This window comes from Thioclava kandeliae (assembly GCF_040297545.1).
GTDB classification, from domain to species: domain Bacteria; phylum Pseudomonadota; class Alphaproteobacteria; order Rhodobacterales; family Rhodobacteraceae; genus Thioclava; species Thioclava kandeliae.
Genome location: NZ_JAYWLC010000003.1, coordinates 197,694 through 216,351 on the forward strand (window position 1 = coordinate 197,694; position 18,658 = coordinate 216,351).

The window sequence follows — 18,658 nt, forward strand, 5'->3', positions numbered from 1 at the left end:
TGCTGAGATTTCCTCAGCACCATATCCCGTTGCTTTTATTGACGAAGGTGAAAGATATGCGCATGGCTGGGCAAAGAACTCTCCGCGATGATGTCCTCAGCCACATGCCCTCACGCATTACGATACGCCAACTGGAATATTTCCTGAGCGTCTGCGATTTCGGCTCCATCGCCCAGGCAGCCCAGCATTGTAATGTTTCCTCGCCCTCGATCTCGGCGGCGATTTCCCAGCTCGAGACCGAACTGGGGCTCAAACTCTTCGTGCGTCGCCATGCGCAGGGTTTGACGCTCTCGCAGGCGGGCGAGGTTTTTGGCGAGCGGGTGCGCGTGATCCTGCGGCAGGTGCAGGGGCTCAATGATCTGGCCAATGACCTGTCGGGAAAGGTGCGCGGGCCGTTGCGGGTCGGCTGCCTGCTGACCTTCGCGCAGATCATCCTGCCGAAGCTGCGGCGCAGTTTTATCGAAACCTATCCCGAGATCGAATTCCACCAGTTCGAACGCGATCAGGCCGAGATCTTCGACGGTTTGCGCACTGCGCGTTTCGATGTGGCACTGAGCTATGATCTCGATATTCCGTCCGATCTGGACTTCATGCCGCTGATCGATCTGCCGCTTTTCGCGCTATTTGCCGAAGACCATCCGCTGGCCCGAGCGCCTGCCGTCACGCCCGAGGAGCTGAACGATCATCCGATGGTGCTGCTGGATCTGCCACTGAGCAGCGAGTATTTCCTGTCCTGTTTCAGCCGGCACGGGCTGCGCCCCAATGTGGTCGAGCGCACCCGTGATATTGCGGTGATGCGCTCGCTCGTGGGCAACGGGTTCGGCTATTCGCTGGCCAATATCCGCCCGCATTCCGACCGCTCCCCCGACGGGCGGCGCCTGTGTTTCGTGCCACTGGCAGCCGGCCCGCGTGCCTTGCGGCTGGGGCTTCTGACCTCGCAGGGGGCAAAGGCGCAGCGCACGGTTTCGGCCTTTCTCGATCATGCCAAAGCCCTTGTTCCGCAGGAGCTGGAGCCCAATGTCGTGCGGCTTCCCGAGGCACGGTTTTGCGGGGCGGCAGAATGAATCGCGCGCGTCTTCTGCAGATCCTGTCCGATCTGGTGGCCTTTCCCACGATTGCGGGGCGGGACAACAGGGCGTTGATAAACTATGTCACGGAACATCTTGAAAGGGCAGGATTTTCTGTCCACCGCATCCCGTCGGCGGACGGGATGAAGGAGGGGCTTCTGGCGCGCTTCGGAGCCGCAGGCCAGAGCGGTGGCATCGTGTTGTCGGCGCATAGCGATGTGGTGCCGGTCGAGGGGCAGGACTGGCAGAGCGCCCCCTTTGAAATGGGCCGGCAGGGCTCGCGGGTGACGGGGCGCGGCGTCACCGATATGAAGGGCTTCATTGCCTGCGTTCTGGCCTATGCCGAGACGCTTGCGGCCCATCCGCCTGCACGACCTGTTATGATTGCGCTCAGCTGGGATGAGGAACTGGGCTGCCGTGGCATTCCGGAGATGATCGATCATCTGATCCCGACGCTCGGGCGCCCCGATCTGTGCATCGTAGGCGAGCCCACGCTCCTGCGCCCGTGTATCGGACATAAAGGCAAGGCCAGCTATCTGGCGGTGGCCAGAGGCGAGGCGGGACATTCGGCGATGGCGCCGCAATTCCGGAATGCGCTGCATCCGTTGATGGATCTGGGGCACAGCCTGCGGAAGATTCAGGACGAGATGGCGTCTCGGGGTGCGCGCGACGCGATGCTCGATCCGGCCTATTCCACATTGCATATCGGCACGCTGCACGGGGGGACGGCACTCAATATTGTGCCCGATCATGCCGAGATGCGCTTCGAAATCCGCCATCTGCCGCAGGATGACCCCTCGGCCCTGATCGGGCGGCTCGGCTGTCCGGACCATGTCACCATTACTGAAACGGGTCGCTATCCGGGGCTCGATAGCACGCCTGCCACCCCCGAGATCGCGTGGTTCTGCGAGTGTCTGGACGACCCGCAACCGATCAAAGTGGCCTTCGGCACGGAGGCCGGATATTTCGCGGCGCTCGGCATCCCCACCGTCATTTGCGGACCCGGCACGATGGAGGATGGCCATCAGCCCGATGAATCCATCGAGATCGTGCAGCTCGAGGCCTGTTTCGCGCTCCTTCAACGCGTGTTTGCTCCCGCAGATCAGCGTGCGGGCTAGGCTCTAGCGGCGCGCCTTGCATGCGCGCACGAGCGCCCACAGGCTTCCGGCAAAGGCCACAATTGCCAAGAGGCGGAACGTGCCGCTAAAACTGCCGATCAGGTTGAAGGCCAGCGAGAAGGTGGCGGGACCGACCATCACGCCGATGAAGGTATAGGTCAGAACCTCGCCGGTCAGCGTGCCTTTGCCGGGGCTGGAGTGGGCGGTCTCGGCCAGAAGTACCCCGTTCCAGCCATTGCCGGTAAAGCCTGCCAGTCCGATCAGGGCGAGCCCCAGTGCGGGCAGGTTGCCGATCAGCGAGAAACCGAGAATCGCGGCGCCTGTGATAAAGCCCACGATGGCCAGAACCGCAAACCCGTTGCGCAACCGGTCGGCGACCAGCCCCCAGAAAATCCGCCCGCCCGCACCGGCGATCTGCACGATGGCGGCGATCCCTGCGGCGGAGACGGGGCTCCAGCCGAATTCCTCGATCAGCATCGCCACGGTGAAGGTGGATATGGAGAGCTGCGCCGCCGAATAGAAGAAGCCCAGAAAGGCCAATGCCCTGAGATCGGGGTTGGAGAGCACCGTGCGCTGGCCCTGCCAGATGCCGCGCCCGATGGCGATATCGGGCGCGCGCTCGTTATCCCATGCACCGCGTTTCAACTGGTAGACGAGCGCCAGCACCAGTGGGATCAGCGAGAACCCTAGCAGGACAGGCTGCCAGCCAAACCTTTGAGCCAGCGGCGGAATGGCCAATGCCGCCAGCGCACCGCCCAGAGGCACGCCAGCCTGTTTGACCGAGAAGATCAGATTGCGCCGCGCGGGCGGGGCAAGCCGTGACAGGATATGCGACGACGACGGGTTGTTCAGAGCGTAGCCCACGCCGATCAGCACCGAGGCCAGCGCGATTGTCCACAGATGCCCCGTAGCCATACCCGCAAAGCCGGCAAAGGCGCCAAGCAGCGCAAGTTGGCCCACACGCGCCGGTCCCCAGCGTTTCACCAGCGCCCCCGCCATCATCGAGAATATCACCCCCGAGGCATAGATCAGACTGACCTGATAGCCGATCATATGCGGCCCGATTCCGAGCGTATTGGCCACCAGCGTGGGGATCGTGGTGAGCGCCAGCACGGAGGAGGTCGCAGCCACCTGCGAGGCGGTGGTCAGCGCAAGCGCCGCGCCCAGCCCGCTCTCCCTCTGCGCCAGATCGGGATGCGCGAGATCGCTTTGCAAGGAGGTATCCGTCATATGTCCGTTCTTTATGGATGCGTCCCGTTTTGCGGAACCGAGGGGGATCAGGTGTGAATATAGCCCCGGACCACACCATTTCCGGCGCAATCCTGTCAATTCCGGCCCGCTCTAATTTTTCTCATATGTATATGTACAAACTTAAAGTTGACCATTGCCCCCCATCTCACGCCTTCTTGAGCCACGCGCGCCGGAAGAGATCGCTCATGAAAGCGGCCACCGGCGGATGCGGAAACTGTCACCAACGGGGCTATTCACATGACCAAACCGATTTCGATGATCCGCGCGGGGCTTCTGGGGGCGGGGCTTGCATGGTCCGCCCTTCCGGCCCATGCCGAGGCCAATCTGGCTGCCGCCGAGGAGATCCTGAGCGCACATAGCCAGAAACCCGGTTTCGAGGCACCCGGCAAGCCGTTCGATGCCAAATCCTGCATGGCGGGCAAAAGCATCCTGACCATCCCCACCACCTCCTCGATCCCGTTCAATCAGGGCATTGTCGAGAGCGAGGCCCAGATTGCCAAGGAGGTGGGCTTCAAACACGAGATCTGGCAGAATCAGGGCAACCCGACCCAATGGGTGCAGGGCGTCGAATATGCGATCTCCAACAATTTCACCGCCATCGACCTGATGGGCGGACTGATCCCCGCCTCGCTTGCGCCGCAGCTGGCCGAGGCGCGCAAGAAGGGCATCCGCGTCTATGCCTCGCATTATATGGATGTGACGCAGGAGAAAGATCCCAATGCCGATATCTCGCTGCCGGTCTCCTTTACCGATGTGGGCAAGATCCTCGCGGCCTATGCGGTGACGGAAACTCAAGGCAAGGCCAATGTGCTGGTGATCGGCTCGGATGATATCCTGCCCTCGCAGCCCTATTGGACATCCATCGAGAAGACGCTGGCCGAGCTGTGCCCCGATTGCAAGGCGACCTATGTGAATGTCGCTCTGGCCGATTGGGCGACGCGGATCCAGACCTCGACGCAATCGGCGCTGCTGAAGGATCCGTCGATCAATTTCATCATCCCGATCTACGATTCCATGTCGCAATTCGTGCTGCCGGCGCTGGCGATCACCGGCAAGCGCGGCATGCCGATCGCCACCTTCAACGGCACGCCCTTCGTGCTGGATATGATCCGCAATGGCGATGTGAAGATGGATGTGGGCGAGAGCCTTGGCTGGATCGCGCGGTCGTCGATGGATGCCTATATGCGCGATCTGTGTGATGTGGGCGATGTGCCGGCCAATCTCTATGTGCCTTTCTATATCTTCGATAAGGACAATGCGGCCGAAGCTGGCGTGCCTGCGACCTATGATGCGGGTTATGGCGATGCACAGCTTGCAGGCTATCGCAAACTCTGGGGGCTCGAATGAGCCCTGTAAGCCCTGACCCCCTGCCACGGAGCTATCCGGGGCAGGCGCCAGCCCTTCTGGCGCGCCATATGTCCAAAGTCTTCGGCACGACCAGGGTTCTGGATGATGTGGAACTGACCGTGATGCCCGGTGAGGTGCACGGGCTTTTAGGGGCCAATGGCTCGGGCAAATCGACACTGATCAAATGCCTTGCGGGGCTCCATGCGCCCGAAGCCGGAGCCGAACTGATCCTGCACGGGCGGGAGGCGCGGCTGCCGATGCCCGCAGGGGGCGCAAGGGCCAACGGAATTTCTTTCGTGCACCAGCATCTGGCGCTGATCCCGACGCTGTCGGTGCTGGAAAACATGATGCTCAACGATCTGTCGGTCGAGACGCGCCTGCGCATCAATTGGCGCGCGGCGCGGCGCCATGTGGAGGAGATCTTCGAGAGGTTCGATCTGAAGATCGACCCGGCCGCCCGTGTGGCCGATCTCAGCCAGCCCGATCGTGCGCTTCTGGCGATCGCGCGGGCCTTTGACGAGGTGCAGACCCATGCGGGACAAGGGCAGGGGATCCTGATCCTTGACGAGCCCACGCCCTTCCTGCCGAAATCGGGTGTGGACCAGCTTTTCGGGCTCATGCGCGCCATCGTCGCCGATGGCGCGGCAGTGATCTTTGTGGCCCATGATATCGACGAGATCCGCGAGATCACCGACCGCGCGACCATCCTGCGCGACGGGAAACTGGCGGGCACCGTGGTGTCCGGCGAGGCGAGCCACGACGACTTCATCCGCCATATCGTGGGCGAGAGCGTGGATCTGTTCCAGAACACGCAGGCGCTCCCGCCCGCAGCCCCCGTTGTGGCCAAGGTGCGCGGCCTGACGGCGGGGCAGATCACCGATGTGGGGTTCGATCTACGCGAGGGCGAGATCCTCGGACTTACAGGGCTCATCGGATCGGGCTTCGATGCGGTCCCCGAGGCGCTGTTTGGCGTGCGGCCTGCCACGGGCCAGCTGGAGACGGGTGGCAAGACCCTGCCTGCCGCGCAGCTGACCCCCGCGAAGGCGATGGCGCAGGGCATGGCCTATCTGCCCGCCGACCGCTTGGGACGGGCGGGGGTGGGCTCGCTCACGCTGACCGAGAATATCTCGCTGCCGGTGATGGGGGCGTTCCGCAACTGGTTCGGAATCGACTGGGCGGGCCTGCGCGAGAATTGCGAGGCTTTGGGGCGGCGGTTCGACGTGCGGCCCAACCGCCCCGATCTGACGCTGGGCGCGCTTTCGGGCGGCAATGCGCAGAAGGTGCTGATGGCCAAGTGGCTCCAGACAAAACCCAAGGTGCTGATGCTGGACGAGCCCACGCAGGGTATCGATGTGGGCGCGCGCCAGAAGCTTTTTGTCGAGCTGTCGCGGGCGGCGGGCGGCGGCACTGCGGTGTTGGTGGCCTCGACCGATGCCGAGCAGCTGGCGCAGATCTGCCACCGCGTGCTGGTCTTTGCCAAAGGCCGGATCGTGTCCGAGCTGTCGGGGAGCGCTCTGACCAAGGACAGCATCACCCAAGAAACCCTGCGGGCGCATGGCGCCGCGCCAATTCCGGAGGTCGCATGACCCTGAGCACAAGTGACCACGCGCCTGAAACAGAAAACGCGGCCCGCCGGCAAATCCAGTGGGGCCGCATTGCCGAAAGCTACGCGCTTGTCGCCTCGCTGGTGGTGCTGTTCCTGATCTTTGCAGCCCTCGAGCCGCAGAGCTTCTTCTCATGGGCCAATGTGTCCACGATGCTCGGCTCGCAATCCATCCTCGTCTTCCTGACACTGGCGTTGATCATCCCGCTGACGGCGGGCGATTTCGACCTGTCGGTGGCCGCCGTTCTGACGCTTGCCGCGATGACTGTGGCGGTGCTGAATGCGCGGATGGGGCTTTCGCTGGGGCTGGCCATTCCGGCAGCCCTGCTGGTGGGGGCTGTGGCAGGCGTCATCAACGCCTTCTTCATCCTGACTTTCCGCATTCCCTCGCTGATCGTCACGCTCGGGACCGGCACATTTATCAACGGGATCGTCCTGTGGATGAGCAATTCGGCCACGATCGGCGGGATCGATTTCGCGCTGGTGAACTGGGTAGTGGCGGTGCGGCTCTTCGGCATTCCGCTGGCCTTCTACTATGCGCTGATCATGTGTCTGGTCATCTGGTATGTGTTCGGGTTCACCACGCTGGGGCGCAGGCTCTTGTTTGTGGGGCGCGGGCGCGAGGTGGCGCGGCTTTCGGGGATCGCGGTGGACCGTGTGCGTTTCGGCGCGCTTATGTGCTCGTCGGTAATGGCGGCCCTTGCGGGGGTGATCTATGCGGGCACCATCGGCGCGGCGGATCCCAATTCGGGCAACAGCTTCCTGCTGCCGGCCTTTGCCGCAGCCTTCCTTGGCGCCACGGCCATCACGCCCGGGCGGTTCAACCCGATAGGCTCGCTGGTGGCGGTCTATTTCCTCGTGACGGGGATCACCGGCCTTACGATGATGGGCATGCAATCCTTCGTGCAGAACCTGTTCTATGGCGGCGCGCTGGTGCTGGCAGTGGCCCTGTCGCAACTGGTGCGCAAACGCAGTGCACAGGATTTCTGAGCATTTCTCCTCCCTCGGGCCCGCCCCGCTGCGGGCCCGTTTCCATGAAAGGACATATGATGAAAATGGAAGCCATCGGCACCGATATGGATATCGGCAGTTTCTGGAAAACTCTGGGCGAGCGCGCAATCGGCGCGACCGTCGTGACCACCGACAGCGCCGAGGGTCCCAAGGGCTTTCTGGGCCTCTCGGCCAGCCATGTCTGCGCCAATCCACCCACGATGATCGTCTCGGTCGACAAGAAGACCTCCGCGCTGCAGGGCATTCTGGACAAGGGCCATTTCGCGGTGAATTTCCTGCCCGAGGGCACCGCCCATCTGGCAAATATGTTCGGCGGCAAGGGGGAGAAAACCTTCGATCCGGAGGCATGGGACACGCTCTCGACCGGAGCGCCCACGCTAATATCGGCGCTCGGGGTATTCGACTGCTCGGTCGAAAAGGTCGTCGAGCATGGCGATATCTCCATTATCATCGGCAATGTGCAGGGTGTGCGGGCCGCAGGCGAGGGCGCACCGCTGATCTTCTTCCGCGGCAAATTCCTGAGCGAGTGACCCCCGTCCCGCTAGAGCCTCCGGTTGGCGGTGACATATCCGGAGCCGTGGGACATAAATGAAAGGCTCGCGCTCTGACTGCGCCAGCCTTTTATCTCGAGTGCATTTGCAAATCTCTGCGGAGAGTCTGGATCTGCAGCCAGATCCGAAAAGTTTTTTCGGATTAATGGTGTTCATAATTTTGCAACAGACCCGATGCGGCTCTGCAGTTCTGCTGCGCAGTATCAATCTAGGGCTAACATTCGCTGCCATCACGCGTGACCCGCTCGCGCATGAGACCGTCCAGCTTCTTAAATGAGATCCTGATGCTGGTCATAGCAAGGAGATTGACCAGACTCCGTGCTTTCACCGCCGTGGACCGACCGCCACAATTTCAGCCATCCTTGTAGATTTTATCATAGCTTTGGCCGCATTGGTCGAGCGATGGCCGGCGCGGGATCGCGTTCTGCGCTCCGCCACCATGGAGGCTGGCGATCCCTTACATGCCAATACGGCAACACAATGCGCCCGCACAGCTCGCCGGAATATGGCCCACCAGCACCCGAGAGCCGCGTGCCCGTAGACCGACGGCTGACGCGTGTTGAACGGTCAAAACGGACCATGCAAGTGACATGGCAGACCACATCCTCGAGACGGTGTCTTTGGTCACCGCTGGTTCGGCAAGAGAGGCTCGGCCGAAAACCGGGTTCACGGAACCTGAGCGCTTTTCGTAAGGGCAGGCAATTCACGATGTAAGGGATTGATTTACATGGTGGGCGGTGAGGGACTCGAACCCCCGACATCTTCGGTGTAAACGAAGCGCTCTACCAACTGAGCTAACCGCCCGCCATGCGCTGCTTCTAGCGGCAGGTTTGCGAAGCTGCAAGAGATATTTTCGATAAACATGCCGTTAAAGCCGGATGAAATATCATCATGTTTTTGAGTGGGTTGCCCAGGAACGATTTCCGCTTTCAGCTCCCTGTCGGGCAAATCCGCTCCATGTTCTGCCGCGTCAGCATCTGCCAAGCGTGATATTGCGAGAGGAAAACCTGCCCGTTCAGCTCCGACAGGAAATGCGCCGTTTTCAACCGGTCCATCACGGGGCCTTTCACCTCGCTCAGATGCAGGCCGATATTGCGGTCTTTCAGCAGGTGGTTGATCGCTTCGAGGCTTTCGAGCGCCGAGAAATCGACGCTGTTGACCGCCGAGAACATCAGAACGACATTGCGGATCCGGGGCGCGCGCGTCAGCCGGTCCTGGATATAATCATCGAGGAAACGGGCATTCACGAAATAGAGGCTTTCGTCGATGCGCAATGTCAGCAGATCGGGATGGGTGATGACCTCGTGACGATGGATATTGCGGAAATGCTCCGTGCCGGGGACCAGCCCCACCTCGGCGATATGCGGTCTGGATGTATGGAGAAGATGCATGACAATCGACAGGATGACGCCTGTCGCGACGCCGATCTCGACGCCCGCGGCCAGTGTGAGCACAATGGTGACCAGCACAGCGGCGAAATCCTTGCGGGAATAGGCCCATGTCTTTTTGAGGATAGAAATGTCCACGAGGCCGAGCACGGCAACGATGATCGTAGCGGCAAGGGTGGCATCGGGCAGGAAATAGACAAGCGGCGTTAAGGCGATGGCCGCGATCCCGAGGCCGATGGCGGTAAAGGCCCCTGCGGCGGGGGTTTCGGCGCCGGCATCGAAATTCACCACCGAACGCGCGAAGCCGCCCGTGACCGGATAGCCGCCGGTAAAGGCGGCGCCGATATTGGCCGCGCCAAGGCCGATAAGCTCCTGATCGGGGCTGATGCGCTGGCGTTTTTTGGCAGCCAGCGTCTGCGCGACCGAGACCGATTCCACAAAGCCGATGATCGAGATCAGCAGCGCGGGCAGGAGGAGCTGCCCGATCAGCTCGGGCGAGAGGTCGGGCAGGGTCAGCGGCGGCAGGCTTTGCGGGACAGAGCCGACGATCGCCACCCCATGCGCATTCAGCCCGAGCCCCCATGTGAGCCCCGTTGTCACCACCACGGCCGCGACCGGACCGGCTTTGGTCAGGATATCGGCCATGCGGGGCCCGAGGCCCAGGCGCCGGAGCATGGGCTTCAGCCCCTTGCGGACCCAGAACAGGAAGGCCGTGGTCAGCACGCCGATCGCCAGAGTGACCGGATTGATCTGCCCCAGATGCCCGATGATCGAAACCACCATTTCCGGCAGGGTCGCTCCGCCCGCTTTGATACCCAGAATATGTTTCAGCTGGCTTGTGGCAATCAGGAGACCGGAGGCGGTGATGAAGCCCGCAATGACCGGATGGCTGAGAAAATTGGCGATAAAGCCCAACCGGAACAGGCCGAGCGCCAGCAGCATCAGCCCCGACAGGAGGGCGAGGGTGAGGGCCGCCGCCGCATAGCCCGCCGTGCCTGTCTGCACGATCTGGCCGATGGCCGCTGCCGTCATCAGCGAGACCACGGCCACGGGCCCCACCGCCAGCGCGCGGCTGGTGCCGAAGATCGCATAGAGGAGGATCGGCGCGATGGAGGCATAGATCCCCGCCTCGGGTGGCAGCCCCGCCAGCATCGCATAGGCCAGCGATTGCGGGATCAGCATGATGGTCACGATGAGCGCGGCGATCAGGTCATTGGAAAATGCGTCGCGATCATAGCGGCGACCCCAGTCCAAAATCGGCAGATAACGGGAGAGCGAGGGCATGTGCGGGCCTATCCTGAAAGGGGCCACGGGCCGTCTTGCGGCCCGTGATCTGGGCAAGGGTCAATCGGCCTTGGCGGAGACCGCTTCGGGTTTGGCCATCCATTCATGGCCGCGAAGCATTGCCTTCCAGTAGATCGGCGGCAGCAGGCGTTCCTTCAGAAGCCAGGCCGCGCGTGTGGGTTGCGTGCCATCGAGCAGCCATTTCGGGAAGGAGGGTTTGAGCACGCCGCCATATCCGAATTCGGCCAGCACGATCCGGCCACGCTCGACCGTCAGCGGGCAGGAGCCATAGCCGTCATATTGCGCCCGTGCCGATTGGCCCGCGATATCGGCCATGATGTTCTCGGCCACGGTCGGCGCCTGTTTGCGCGCGGCCGCCGCCGTCTTGGCGTTGGGGGCGTTCATCACATCGCCCAAGGACCAGATATTGTCATAGGTCTTATGGCGCAGCGTGGCCTGATCCACATCGACCCAGCCCGCCGCATCCGCCAGAGGCGAGACGCGGATGAAATCCGGCGCGGTTTGCGGCGGCACCACATGGATCATGTCGAAATCGGTGGTGAGGATCTGTTTTTCGCTGTCGGGTCTGATGACCTCGAAGGTGGCCGTTTTGGCGGAGCCGTCGATAGAGACCAGTTTATGGAAGAAATTCAGCGTGGCGTCATATTTCTCGACATATTCCATCAGGGCAGGGACATAGTCCTTCACCCCGAAAAGCACGCCGCCGGCATTCATGAACTGGATGTCGATATTTTTCAGAACGCCGCGTTTGAACCACGCATCGCCCGAAAGATACATCGCCTTTTGCGGCGCTCCGGCGCATTTGATGGGCATCGGGGGCTGGGTGAAAAGCGCGCGCCCCTCGGTCGTCGAGGATACCAGCTGCCATGTATAGGGTGCCAGATCATAGCGGTAATTCGAGGTCACGCCATTGCGGCCAAGGGTCTCTTCGAGCCCCTCGATCCCCGCCCAGTCGAGCTTCAGTCCGGGGCAGACCACAAGGCGGTCATATTTCACAACGCGGCAACCATCGAGAATCACGGCATTCTTCTCGGGCTCGAAAGCGGCCACGGCGGCCTTGATCCATGTGACGCCTTTGGGGATCAGGCTCCCCATGGTTTTGGCGGTTTTCGAAGGTTCAAAGATACCACCGCCGACCATCGTCCAACCGGGCTGATAGTAATGGATATCGGCGGGGTCGATGATGGCGACCTCAAGGTCGCTGCGCCGCGCCTTCAGGCTTGCCGCAACCGAAAGGCCGCCGGCTCCCGCGCCCACGATCACCACCTGATATTTCGCATCGCCCGTATCGGTGGGCGTCTTGCCGCCATTGGCAATCCGGCGAGCGACGCCATTCATGTCGTAGCCTGCGGCCTTGGCACGGGCGAGAATATCGGTCAGCGAGCGGTCCTTGGCCTGCGACAGTGACCAGAGCGTGGTCGACCGTGTGCCGGTGCGGCAATAGGCGAAGACGGGACCGGGCAGGGCGGTCAGTGCTGCGGCAAAGGCACTGGCATCCTCCTGCGTCACCATGCCGGGGGTGACCGGCAGATAGCGGAACTCCATCTCCTGCTCCTGTGCCGCGCGGGCGATCTCCTCATGGCCCGGCTGGTCCGCGCCCTCGGCATCGGGGCGGTTGCAGATGATCGAACGGAAACCTGCCGCCGCGAGCGTCTGCACATCGGATATGGTGATCTGCGGACCGACGGACAGACCCGTGGCCAGTTCATGCTTTTCCAAAGCTCTTCCTCCTGGGAGATGGTCTTTAGGGGCTGGTCGGTGCCCGCCCCCTGACTGCGGACCTGCTCAGAGCCCGTTCAGGGGCACTTTCAGGTAGCGCTTGCCATCGGTATCGGCGGGCGGCAGGTCGCCGCCGCGCATATTGACCTGCAGGGAAGGGATGATGAGCTTGGGCATGGCCAACTGTGCGTCGCGCTCGGTGCGGAATTTGACGAACTCCTCCTTCGTCCGGCCCTCCCCAACATGGATGTTATGCGCCCTCTCTTCGGCCACGGTGGTTTCCCAGCGGATCTCGCGGCCATTCGGGCCGTAATCGTGGCACATGAACAGACGCATCTCTGCGGGCAGGGAGAGAACCTTCTGGATACTGTCATAAAGGATGCCCGCATCCCCACCCGGAAAATCGGCACGTGCCGAGCCGCCGTCGGGCATGAAGAGCGTATCCCCCACGAAGGCCGCGTTCCCCATTACATGCACCATGCAGGCGGGCGTATGGCCTGGCGTGTGCATGGCGAAACAACGCATGCCGCCGACATGATAGACATCGCCGTCATCGAACAGCCTGTCAAATTGCGAGCCGTCGCGCTGGAACTCGGTGCCTTCATTGAAGACCTTGCCGAACGTATCCTGCACCACGGTGATCTGACGTCCGATGCCCAGCTTGCCGCCCAGTTTCTTCTGGATATAGGGGGCGGCCGACAGGTGGTCGGCATGGACATGGGTCTCGATCAGCCATTCGAGCAGCAGCCCTTCGGCCTCGATATAGGCGATCAGCTCGTCGGCATGGTCATAGCTGATCCGTCCTGCCGCATAGTCGATATCCATCACGCTATCGATGATCGCGCAGGCCATGCTGCCCGGATCTTTGACGATATAGCTGATCGTGTTGGTCGCAGGGTCGAAGAACCCTTTGACCACAGGCTGGACGGACATGTCGGTCGTGTAGATCATGCTCGGAACTCCTTGAGCGAAGGACTGGGGGCTTTCCGCGGGAGGGGCGGATGCCGATGAATATATGGACCGGGCAGAACCCGGTGGCCGGTGTCACACCTAAGACCGGTGCGACGGGGAGGGCGCGCCTCTGCACGATACCAGCAGGCCGCAGGCCGGTGAAGGCGGGAACCGCAGAAAGGCATCAATACCACAGCGTCCTGTCTCGTTCGGCATTCTGGTCTCCCGATGGGTCGTGAGAAAGGTTTATACCGGATGCAGGGAGATGCACGGTGACTTCGTCACATACGGGCTATGGTTGGTTTCGCACTCAGAGCAGGCCTGCGGCTTTTACAAGGCGCTCGAGCCCGGTCTTGCCGGTCAGCCGGACCTCGCCGCGCGCCTGCTCTATCCAGCCGCGACGGTGGAATTCCGAGAGGGTGCGCGAGATCACCTCGCGAGCGGTGCCCAGTTCGTTGGCCAGCGCCTGATGGGTGGCGCGGATGGTGTCGCGCTCATCGGCCAGTTCCAGAAGCCGCTGCGCAAGCCGCACATCCATGCGCTGGAAGACGATATCGTTGATCAGTGTGAAGAGATCGGTGATCCGGCGCGAATAGGCCTTGAAGACGAATTCGCGGAAAAGGGGCGAGCGGCCCGCCAGATCATCGAAGGTCGCGCGCGGAATGGCCACCGCTGTGACCTCGGTCTCGGCGACACCATCGGCGGCATAATCCTCGAAAGCCAGCATGCAGGCGGTGGTCAGCACACAGCTCTCGCCTGCATTCACGCGGTAAAGGATCACCTCGCGCCCCGTATCGGATTTCTGCTGGACCCGCACCGTCCCCTCGATCAGCAGCAGAAGATTGTCCGCCGATTGACCGGGAGCGAAAATCTCGGTGCCTTCGGGGACTATCAGCACCTTGCTACCCGCGACCAGCGCCGCGCGGATGTCATCGGGCAGCTGCTTCAGGCCTTCGAATTTATCGATCCAGCCAGTTGTTTCGGGTGTCATCGGTAAAAGCTCCCCTGCCTTGCTCCGGCCTAGGCCTAGCTCCGGCGGCGGCAAAATGCCAGCCGTGGAGATTTTTACACGGAGTCCGGAACCCTGCGTCATCCAGGCGGTTTGCCTTGCATGACCCGTGCCACGCTCCGCGCCCCGTCCCTGCTGTCCCTTCTTCTGTTCTGGTGTCTGGCGGTCATACCGCCCGGCGCGCAGGCAGAGGAAGCTGCGGCCTCCGAGGAATGGTATCAGGTCGATGCGCTCAATCGCGGCCTGGGCACGACACCCGACAAGATCGACCGCACTACGCCGCGCTCGGCTCTGGAGAGTTTCATCATTCAGGCCAATAACGGCGACTGGCTGGCCGCCGCGCACATGCTGGATCTGTCGGATATCGACGAGATGGAACAGCGCACCAGAGGCCCCGAGCTTGCGAGGGATTTCAAGACTCTTCTGGACCGTAAGATCATCATCGACTGGTATGCGCTCTATGACCGCCCCGATGGCATGAACGAGCGCGGCGGGGCCGAGACGCCGATGGCGGGCAAGCCGCGCCGGTCGATCCTGCTATGGTATGTCGATCTGGGCGACCGGCCGGTGCCGATCCGCATCAATCGGATCAAGCCGAAAAACAGCGAGCCGGTCTGGGTGGTCTCGCGCCAGACGGTGGATAATCTGCCCGCGCTCGGCGATGCATTCGCGCCCTCCGCGCTCGAGAAGGCCCTGCCTACGGTTTTGCGGCAGGAAGCGATCTGGGGTCTGCAATGGTGGGAGGCGATCGGTTTGCCTCTGGCTATCGCGATCACGGCCCTCATGGGCTGGGTCACCAAAAAGATCCTGTCGCGCGGCATGCATCGTGACCGCCGTGCCGCCCCCGGTTCCTTCCTCGTGGCGATACGCGGCCCCGTGACCCTTCTGGTCATGACGGCGACGATGGGGCTGATTTCCAACAAGCTCTTTATCTTCTCGGGCCGTATCGACACGATTTTGTCGCCTCTGACCGTCTTCGGGATCGTGGCGGCGGTGCTGTGGCTCATCGTCAATATCGCCGACGTGATCATCGAGAGGCTGGTCTCCTTCGATGGGGGCGAGCTCAGTGCGATCGGCGAGGGGCAGGAACTGCGTCGCGCAATGGCCACCCGGGTCTCGGCGCTCAGGCGCGGGGGGATCGTGCTGATCGCAATGGTGGGCGTGGGGATCGTTCTCAACGAGGCCTCCGTCATGCAGTCGCTCGGGATCTCGCTTCTGGCATCGGCGGGGACGATCGGTCTGCTTCTGGCCTTCGCCGCACGCAATATCCTGTCCAATATTCTGGCCTCGCTCCAAATCTCGATGAACCAGTCGGCGCGGATCGGCGACAAGATCCTGTTCCGCGATTATATATGCTCGGTCGAGCGGATCAATTTCACCTATGTCCAGCTGCGCATCTGGACGGGGAAACGGCTCGTGGTGCCGGTGGTCGATTTCGTGGCCGAGCCGTTCGAGAACTGGACGATGCAGGAGCATTTTACCCTGTTCGAGGTTATCCTGCGGCTTGATCACCGGACGGATGTCACGCCGCTCCGGGAATATTATCACCGCCTTCTCGACGAATATGGCCTACGCGATGATCCCGATAGCCGCGGCGTCTATGTGTCCAACCACGATATCTGGGGACAGGAGGTTCTGTTCCTCGTGCCGAGCGACGACCCGAATACCGGTCTTGTGACGGCCAACGAGGTGCGTGAGGCGCTGCTGGCAAAGGCGCGCGAGATCGATTGCGACGCCAGGCCGGTCTTCCCGCGTCATGCGCCGATGGACGCTGATGCGGTGCCTGCACAGAGTTGACCCCTTCATTCCGGCCTGCCATGGCTTGTGCGACCATCCTATCACGGAGACACATGATGACGCCTGCCGAACTCGCCGCCTATATCGATCACACCGCGTTGAAGCCCGATGTCACCACCGCCCAGATCGATGCGCTCTGCGCAGAGGCCGCCAGCCATGGGTTCAAATCGGTCTGTGTGAATTCCATCCATGTCCCGCGCGCGGCCAAGGCGCTTGCAGGCAGCGGGGTTCTGGTCTGCACCGTTGTGGGGTTCCCGCTCGGAGCCTCTCCGAGCGTTGTGAAAGTGGCCGAAACGGAATGGGCAATCGCGCAGGGCGCGACCGAGATCGATATGGTGATCTCTGTAGGCGATCTGATCGACGGGCATCTGGACGCGGTGCGTGCCGATATCGCCGCAGTCAAGGCCGCCTGTGGCGATCTTTGCCTCAAGGTCATTCTCGAGACATGCCTCCTGACCGGAAGCCAGATCGCCACGGGCTGTCATCTGGCCAAGGAGGCAGGGGCGGATTTCGTGAAGACCTCTACCGGTTTCTCGTCGGGCGGCGCGACAATCGAGGCGATCTCGATCATGCGCAAGACGGTCGGTCCGGAGATGGGTGTGAAGGCTTCGGGCGGTGTCTCGACGACGGAGGATGCGCTGGCGATGATCGCGGCGGGAGCCAGCCGGATCGGCGCCTCCAAAAGCCTCGCGATCATTGGCGCTTAATATATTTCGAATCGTTCGCTTTGTGACGAAATTGTGAATGTGCAAATATAAACATTAGCGTGCTGTGTTTCTGTCATTTACGGATGAAACACACAGGCGTAGAGGGACGTCATCAATTAGGCGGCTAACCTTGTTCACTGCTGGTTAGCCGTATTCACTTGGAGATGACTATGAAAACCACTCTCGTTGCAGCCGCTATCGCTCTTGCCGCTTCCGCAGGTTTCGCTTCTGCCGAAGGCGCAGGCCACGCGCAACTCGCCGCTCAGCTGGGCCTGAACGGTGCCGATTTCACCACTGCGGAACTGACCAATATCCGTGATGCAAAAATCAACGGTGACGTTCAGGAAGCAAAATACTTCCTGAACCACGAGAACCGTGCAAAAGAAAATACCTCGGTTTCTCAAGGTAAAGCCCAGCTGGCAGAGCAGCTCGGTGTTGATGCATCGAAATACTCGATGGCAGAACTCGTTTCGCTCTCGAGCGCGGATGACGCGAAAGAAGCCCGCTTCATCGAAACCGGCACTTCGCGCAATACCGTCGCGCCGATCGCACGCCCCTATCTTGGCACGGGCCGCTAATTCCGGCTCTGTCATGACCGTTGCACATCACTGATGTGCATCTCCAGTGAGGAAGGGTGATCCGGGTCCGGATTGCCCTTCTTCCAATTTTGCCTACTGTCTAAGCAGCTTGAAAACCCACCCTGAATTAGCAGTTTATTCAACAGCTGACTTATGAACTGCCGTGTCATTTCCGTCTTCTGGCGGGCCCGGCCTACATTGCACATCGCATTTTGCTGCCTATATCCAGTTGGACCGTTCGCATGAGAACCGGAATAGGAAAGAGACGATGGGATATGTAAAAACCGCTATGCTGATGGCTGCCGTCACGGCGCTGTTTCTGGGGCTTGGCTATTTCTTGGGTGGCAGCACGGGGATGGTCATCGCCTTCGTGATTGCTGCGGCGATGAACATCTTCAGCTACTGGAATTCCGACAAGATGGTGCTGCGGATGCATAACGCCCAGCCCATCGGTCCGCGCGATCCGTCCGGCCTGAACGAGATGGTGGCAGAGCTTGCGCGCAACGCCGATCTGCCGATGCCCGCGCTCTATATCATCGATACCCCCCAGCCCAATGCGTTTGCCACGGGGCGTAATCCCGAGAATGCGGCCGTGGCTGTCAGCTCGGGTCTGATGCAGGTGCTCTCGCGCGAGGAACTGGCAGGTGTGATTGCCCACGAACTGGCACATATCAAGAACCGCGATATTCTAATCATGACGATCACCGCGACCTTTGCCGGTGCTATCTCGGTGCTGGCGAATTTCGCGCTATTCTTCGGTGGTAACCGAGAGGAGAACCGGCTCGGGATCGTGGGCACATTGGCCATGATGTTCCTCGCGCCTCTCGCGGCCTCGCTGGTGCAGATGGCGATCTCGCGCACGCGCGAATACGCTGCCGACAAGCAGGGGGCGCAGATCTGCGGCCATCCGCTTTGGCTCGCGTCGGCGCTTGAACGCATCCAGCAGGGTGCGGCCCAGGTCGATAATATTGCCGCCGAGCGCAACCCCGCTACGGCACATATGTTCATCATCAATCCGCTGCATGGGGGCGGGCGCGACAAGCTGTTCTCGACGCACCCTGCAACCGAGAACCGCGTGGCGGCGCTGCGCGAACTTGCCGCGCAGATGGGCGATAATGGGACGATGCGTCCCGCAGCGTCCCGCCGGACCGTCCATGCCCAGCCTTTCCAAACCCCGTCGCACGACGATGATGTCAGCGGCAGCTCGCTTCCCAAAGTGGGCCGCCACCGTGACCGGAACAGCCCCTGGAACTGAA

15 protein-coding genes and 1 tRNA gene are annotated in these 18,658 nt (G+C 61.7%); 10 read left to right on the forward strand and 6 right to left on the reverse strand.

Going from position 1 to position 18,658, the window contains the following annotated elements:
* Positions 1 to 62: 62 nt before the first annotated feature.
* Positions 63 to 1,064, forward strand: coding sequence for a LysR family transcriptional regulator (locus tag VSX56_RS05550; RefSeq protein ID WP_350935462.1), 1,002 nt, complete (start codon positions 63 to 65; stop codon positions 1,062 to 1,064).
* Entirely contained in the window at positions 1,061 to 2,185 is a 1,125-nt protein-coding gene (gene argE, locus VSX56_RS05555; protein ID WP_350935464.1) for an acetylornithine deacetylase, read from the forward strand. Before VSX56_RS05550 ends, argE begins: the two co-directional genes overlap by 4 nt.
* A 3-nt stretch (positions 2,186 to 2,188) precedes the next feature.
* On the opposite strand, the gene VSX56_RS05560 is transcribed toward argE, so the two are convergent.
* Positions 2,189 to 3,415, reverse strand: a complete 1,227-nt coding sequence (locus VSX56_RS05560; RefSeq protein WP_350935466.1) for an MFS transporter — start codon at positions 3,413 to 3,415, stop codon at positions 2,189 to 2,191.
* A 258-nt stretch (positions 3,416 to 3,673) separates the two neighbouring features.
* Here VSX56_RS05560 and VSX56_RS05565 point away from each other — a divergent pair, with 258 nt between their 5' ends.
* From VSX56_RS05565 to VSX56_RS05580, 4 genes are read left to right on the forward strand one after another with little or no spacing between them, the layout of a single operon-like run.
* Entirely contained in the window at positions 3,674 to 4,783 is a 1,110-nt protein-coding gene (locus tag VSX56_RS05565) for a sugar ABC transporter substrate-binding protein (protein ID WP_339115076.1), read from the forward strand.
* Positions 4,780 to 6,369 carry a sugar ABC transporter ATP-binding protein gene (locus VSX56_RS05570; RefSeq protein WP_350935469.1) on the forward strand — a complete coding sequence of 530 codons (1,590 nt, stop codon included), beginning with the start codon at positions 4,780 to 4,782 and terminating at the stop codon, positions 6,367 to 6,369. The genes VSX56_RS05565 and VSX56_RS05570 overlap by 4 nt, the downstream gene beginning before the upstream one ends.
* A complete protein-coding gene (locus VSX56_RS05575) occupies positions 6,366 to 7,376 on the forward strand; it encodes an ABC transporter permease (RefSeq protein WP_350935471.1) in 1,011 nt (336 codons plus the stop codon). Before VSX56_RS05570 ends, VSX56_RS05575 begins: the two co-directional genes overlap by 4 nt.
* 44 nt (positions 7,377 to 7,420) lie before the next feature.
* The gene (locus tag VSX56_RS05580; RefSeq protein ID WP_350935473.1) at positions 7,421 to 7,927 is read left to right on the forward strand and encodes a flavin reductase family protein; all 507 of its coding nucleotides are present in this window, start codon (positions 7,421 to 7,423) and stop codon (positions 7,925 to 7,927) included.
* Positions 7,928 to 8,676: 749 nt separating this feature from the next.
* Here the strand turns inward: VSX56_RS05580 and VSX56_RS05585 are convergent.
* The 5 genes from VSX56_RS05585 to VSX56_RS05605 form a co-directional block, all read right to left on the reverse strand.
* Positions 8,677 to 8,752 (reverse strand) — tRNA-Val (locus VSX56_RS05585).
* Positions 8,753 to 8,877: 125 nt separating this feature from the next.
* The gene (locus VSX56_RS05590) at positions 8,878 to 10,620 is read right to left on the reverse strand and encodes a SulP family inorganic anion transporter (protein WP_350935475.1); all 1,743 of its coding nucleotides are present in this window, start codon (positions 10,618 to 10,620) and stop codon (positions 8,878 to 8,880) included.
* 60 nt (positions 10,621 to 10,680) lie between these two features.
* The gene (locus VSX56_RS05595; protein WP_350935478.1) at positions 10,681 to 12,360 is read right to left on the reverse strand and encodes a bifunctional protein tyrosine phosphatase family protein/NAD(P)/FAD-dependent oxidoreductase; all 1,680 of its coding nucleotides are present in this window, start codon (positions 12,358 to 12,360) and stop codon (positions 10,681 to 10,683) included.
* 66 nt (positions 12,361 to 12,426) lie between these two features.
* Positions 12,427 to 13,311, reverse strand: coding sequence for an MBL fold metallo-hydrolase (locus tag VSX56_RS05600; RefSeq protein WP_339115070.1), 885 nt, complete (start codon positions 13,309 to 13,311; stop codon positions 12,427 to 12,429).
* Between the two features lie 310 nt (positions 13,312 to 13,621).
* Positions 13,622 to 14,302 carry a Crp/Fnr family transcriptional regulator gene (locus VSX56_RS05605; RefSeq protein WP_350935481.1) on the reverse strand — a complete coding sequence of 227 codons (681 nt, stop codon included), beginning with the start codon at positions 14,300 to 14,302 and terminating at the stop codon, positions 13,622 to 13,624.
* Positions 14,303 to 14,422: 120 nt separating this feature from the next.
* On the opposite strand from VSX56_RS05605, the gene VSX56_RS05610 reads away from it, so the two are divergent.
* The 4 genes from VSX56_RS05610 to htpX all read left to right on the forward strand — a co-directional run bounded on the left by VSX56_RS05610 (position 14,423) and on the right by htpX (position 18,657).
* Complete coding sequence (locus VSX56_RS05610) at positions 14,423 to 16,117, forward strand: mechanosensitive ion channel family protein (RefSeq protein ID WP_350935483.1); 1,695 nt, start codon at positions 14,423 to 14,425, stop codon at positions 16,115 to 16,117.
* A 53-nt stretch (positions 16,118 to 16,170) separates the two neighbouring features.
* On the forward strand, positions 16,171 to 16,824 hold the full coding sequence (gene deoC, locus VSX56_RS05615) for a deoxyribose-phosphate aldolase (RefSeq protein ID WP_349295764.1): 654 nt from the start codon (positions 16,171 to 16,173) through the stop codon (positions 16,822 to 16,824).
* A 170-nt stretch (positions 16,825 to 16,994) separates the two neighbouring features.
* On the forward strand, positions 16,995 to 17,402 hold the full coding sequence (locus tag VSX56_RS05620; protein ID WP_350935486.1) for a hypothetical protein: 408 nt from the start codon (positions 16,995 to 16,997) through the stop codon (positions 17,400 to 17,402).
* A gap of 268 nt (positions 17,403 to 17,670) precedes the next feature.
* On the forward strand, positions 17,671 to 18,657 hold the full coding sequence (gene htpX, locus VSX56_RS05625; protein WP_350935488.1) for a zinc metalloprotease HtpX: 987 nt from the start codon (positions 17,671 to 17,673) through the stop codon (positions 18,655 to 18,657).
* Position 18,658 lies beyond the last annotated feature (1 nt).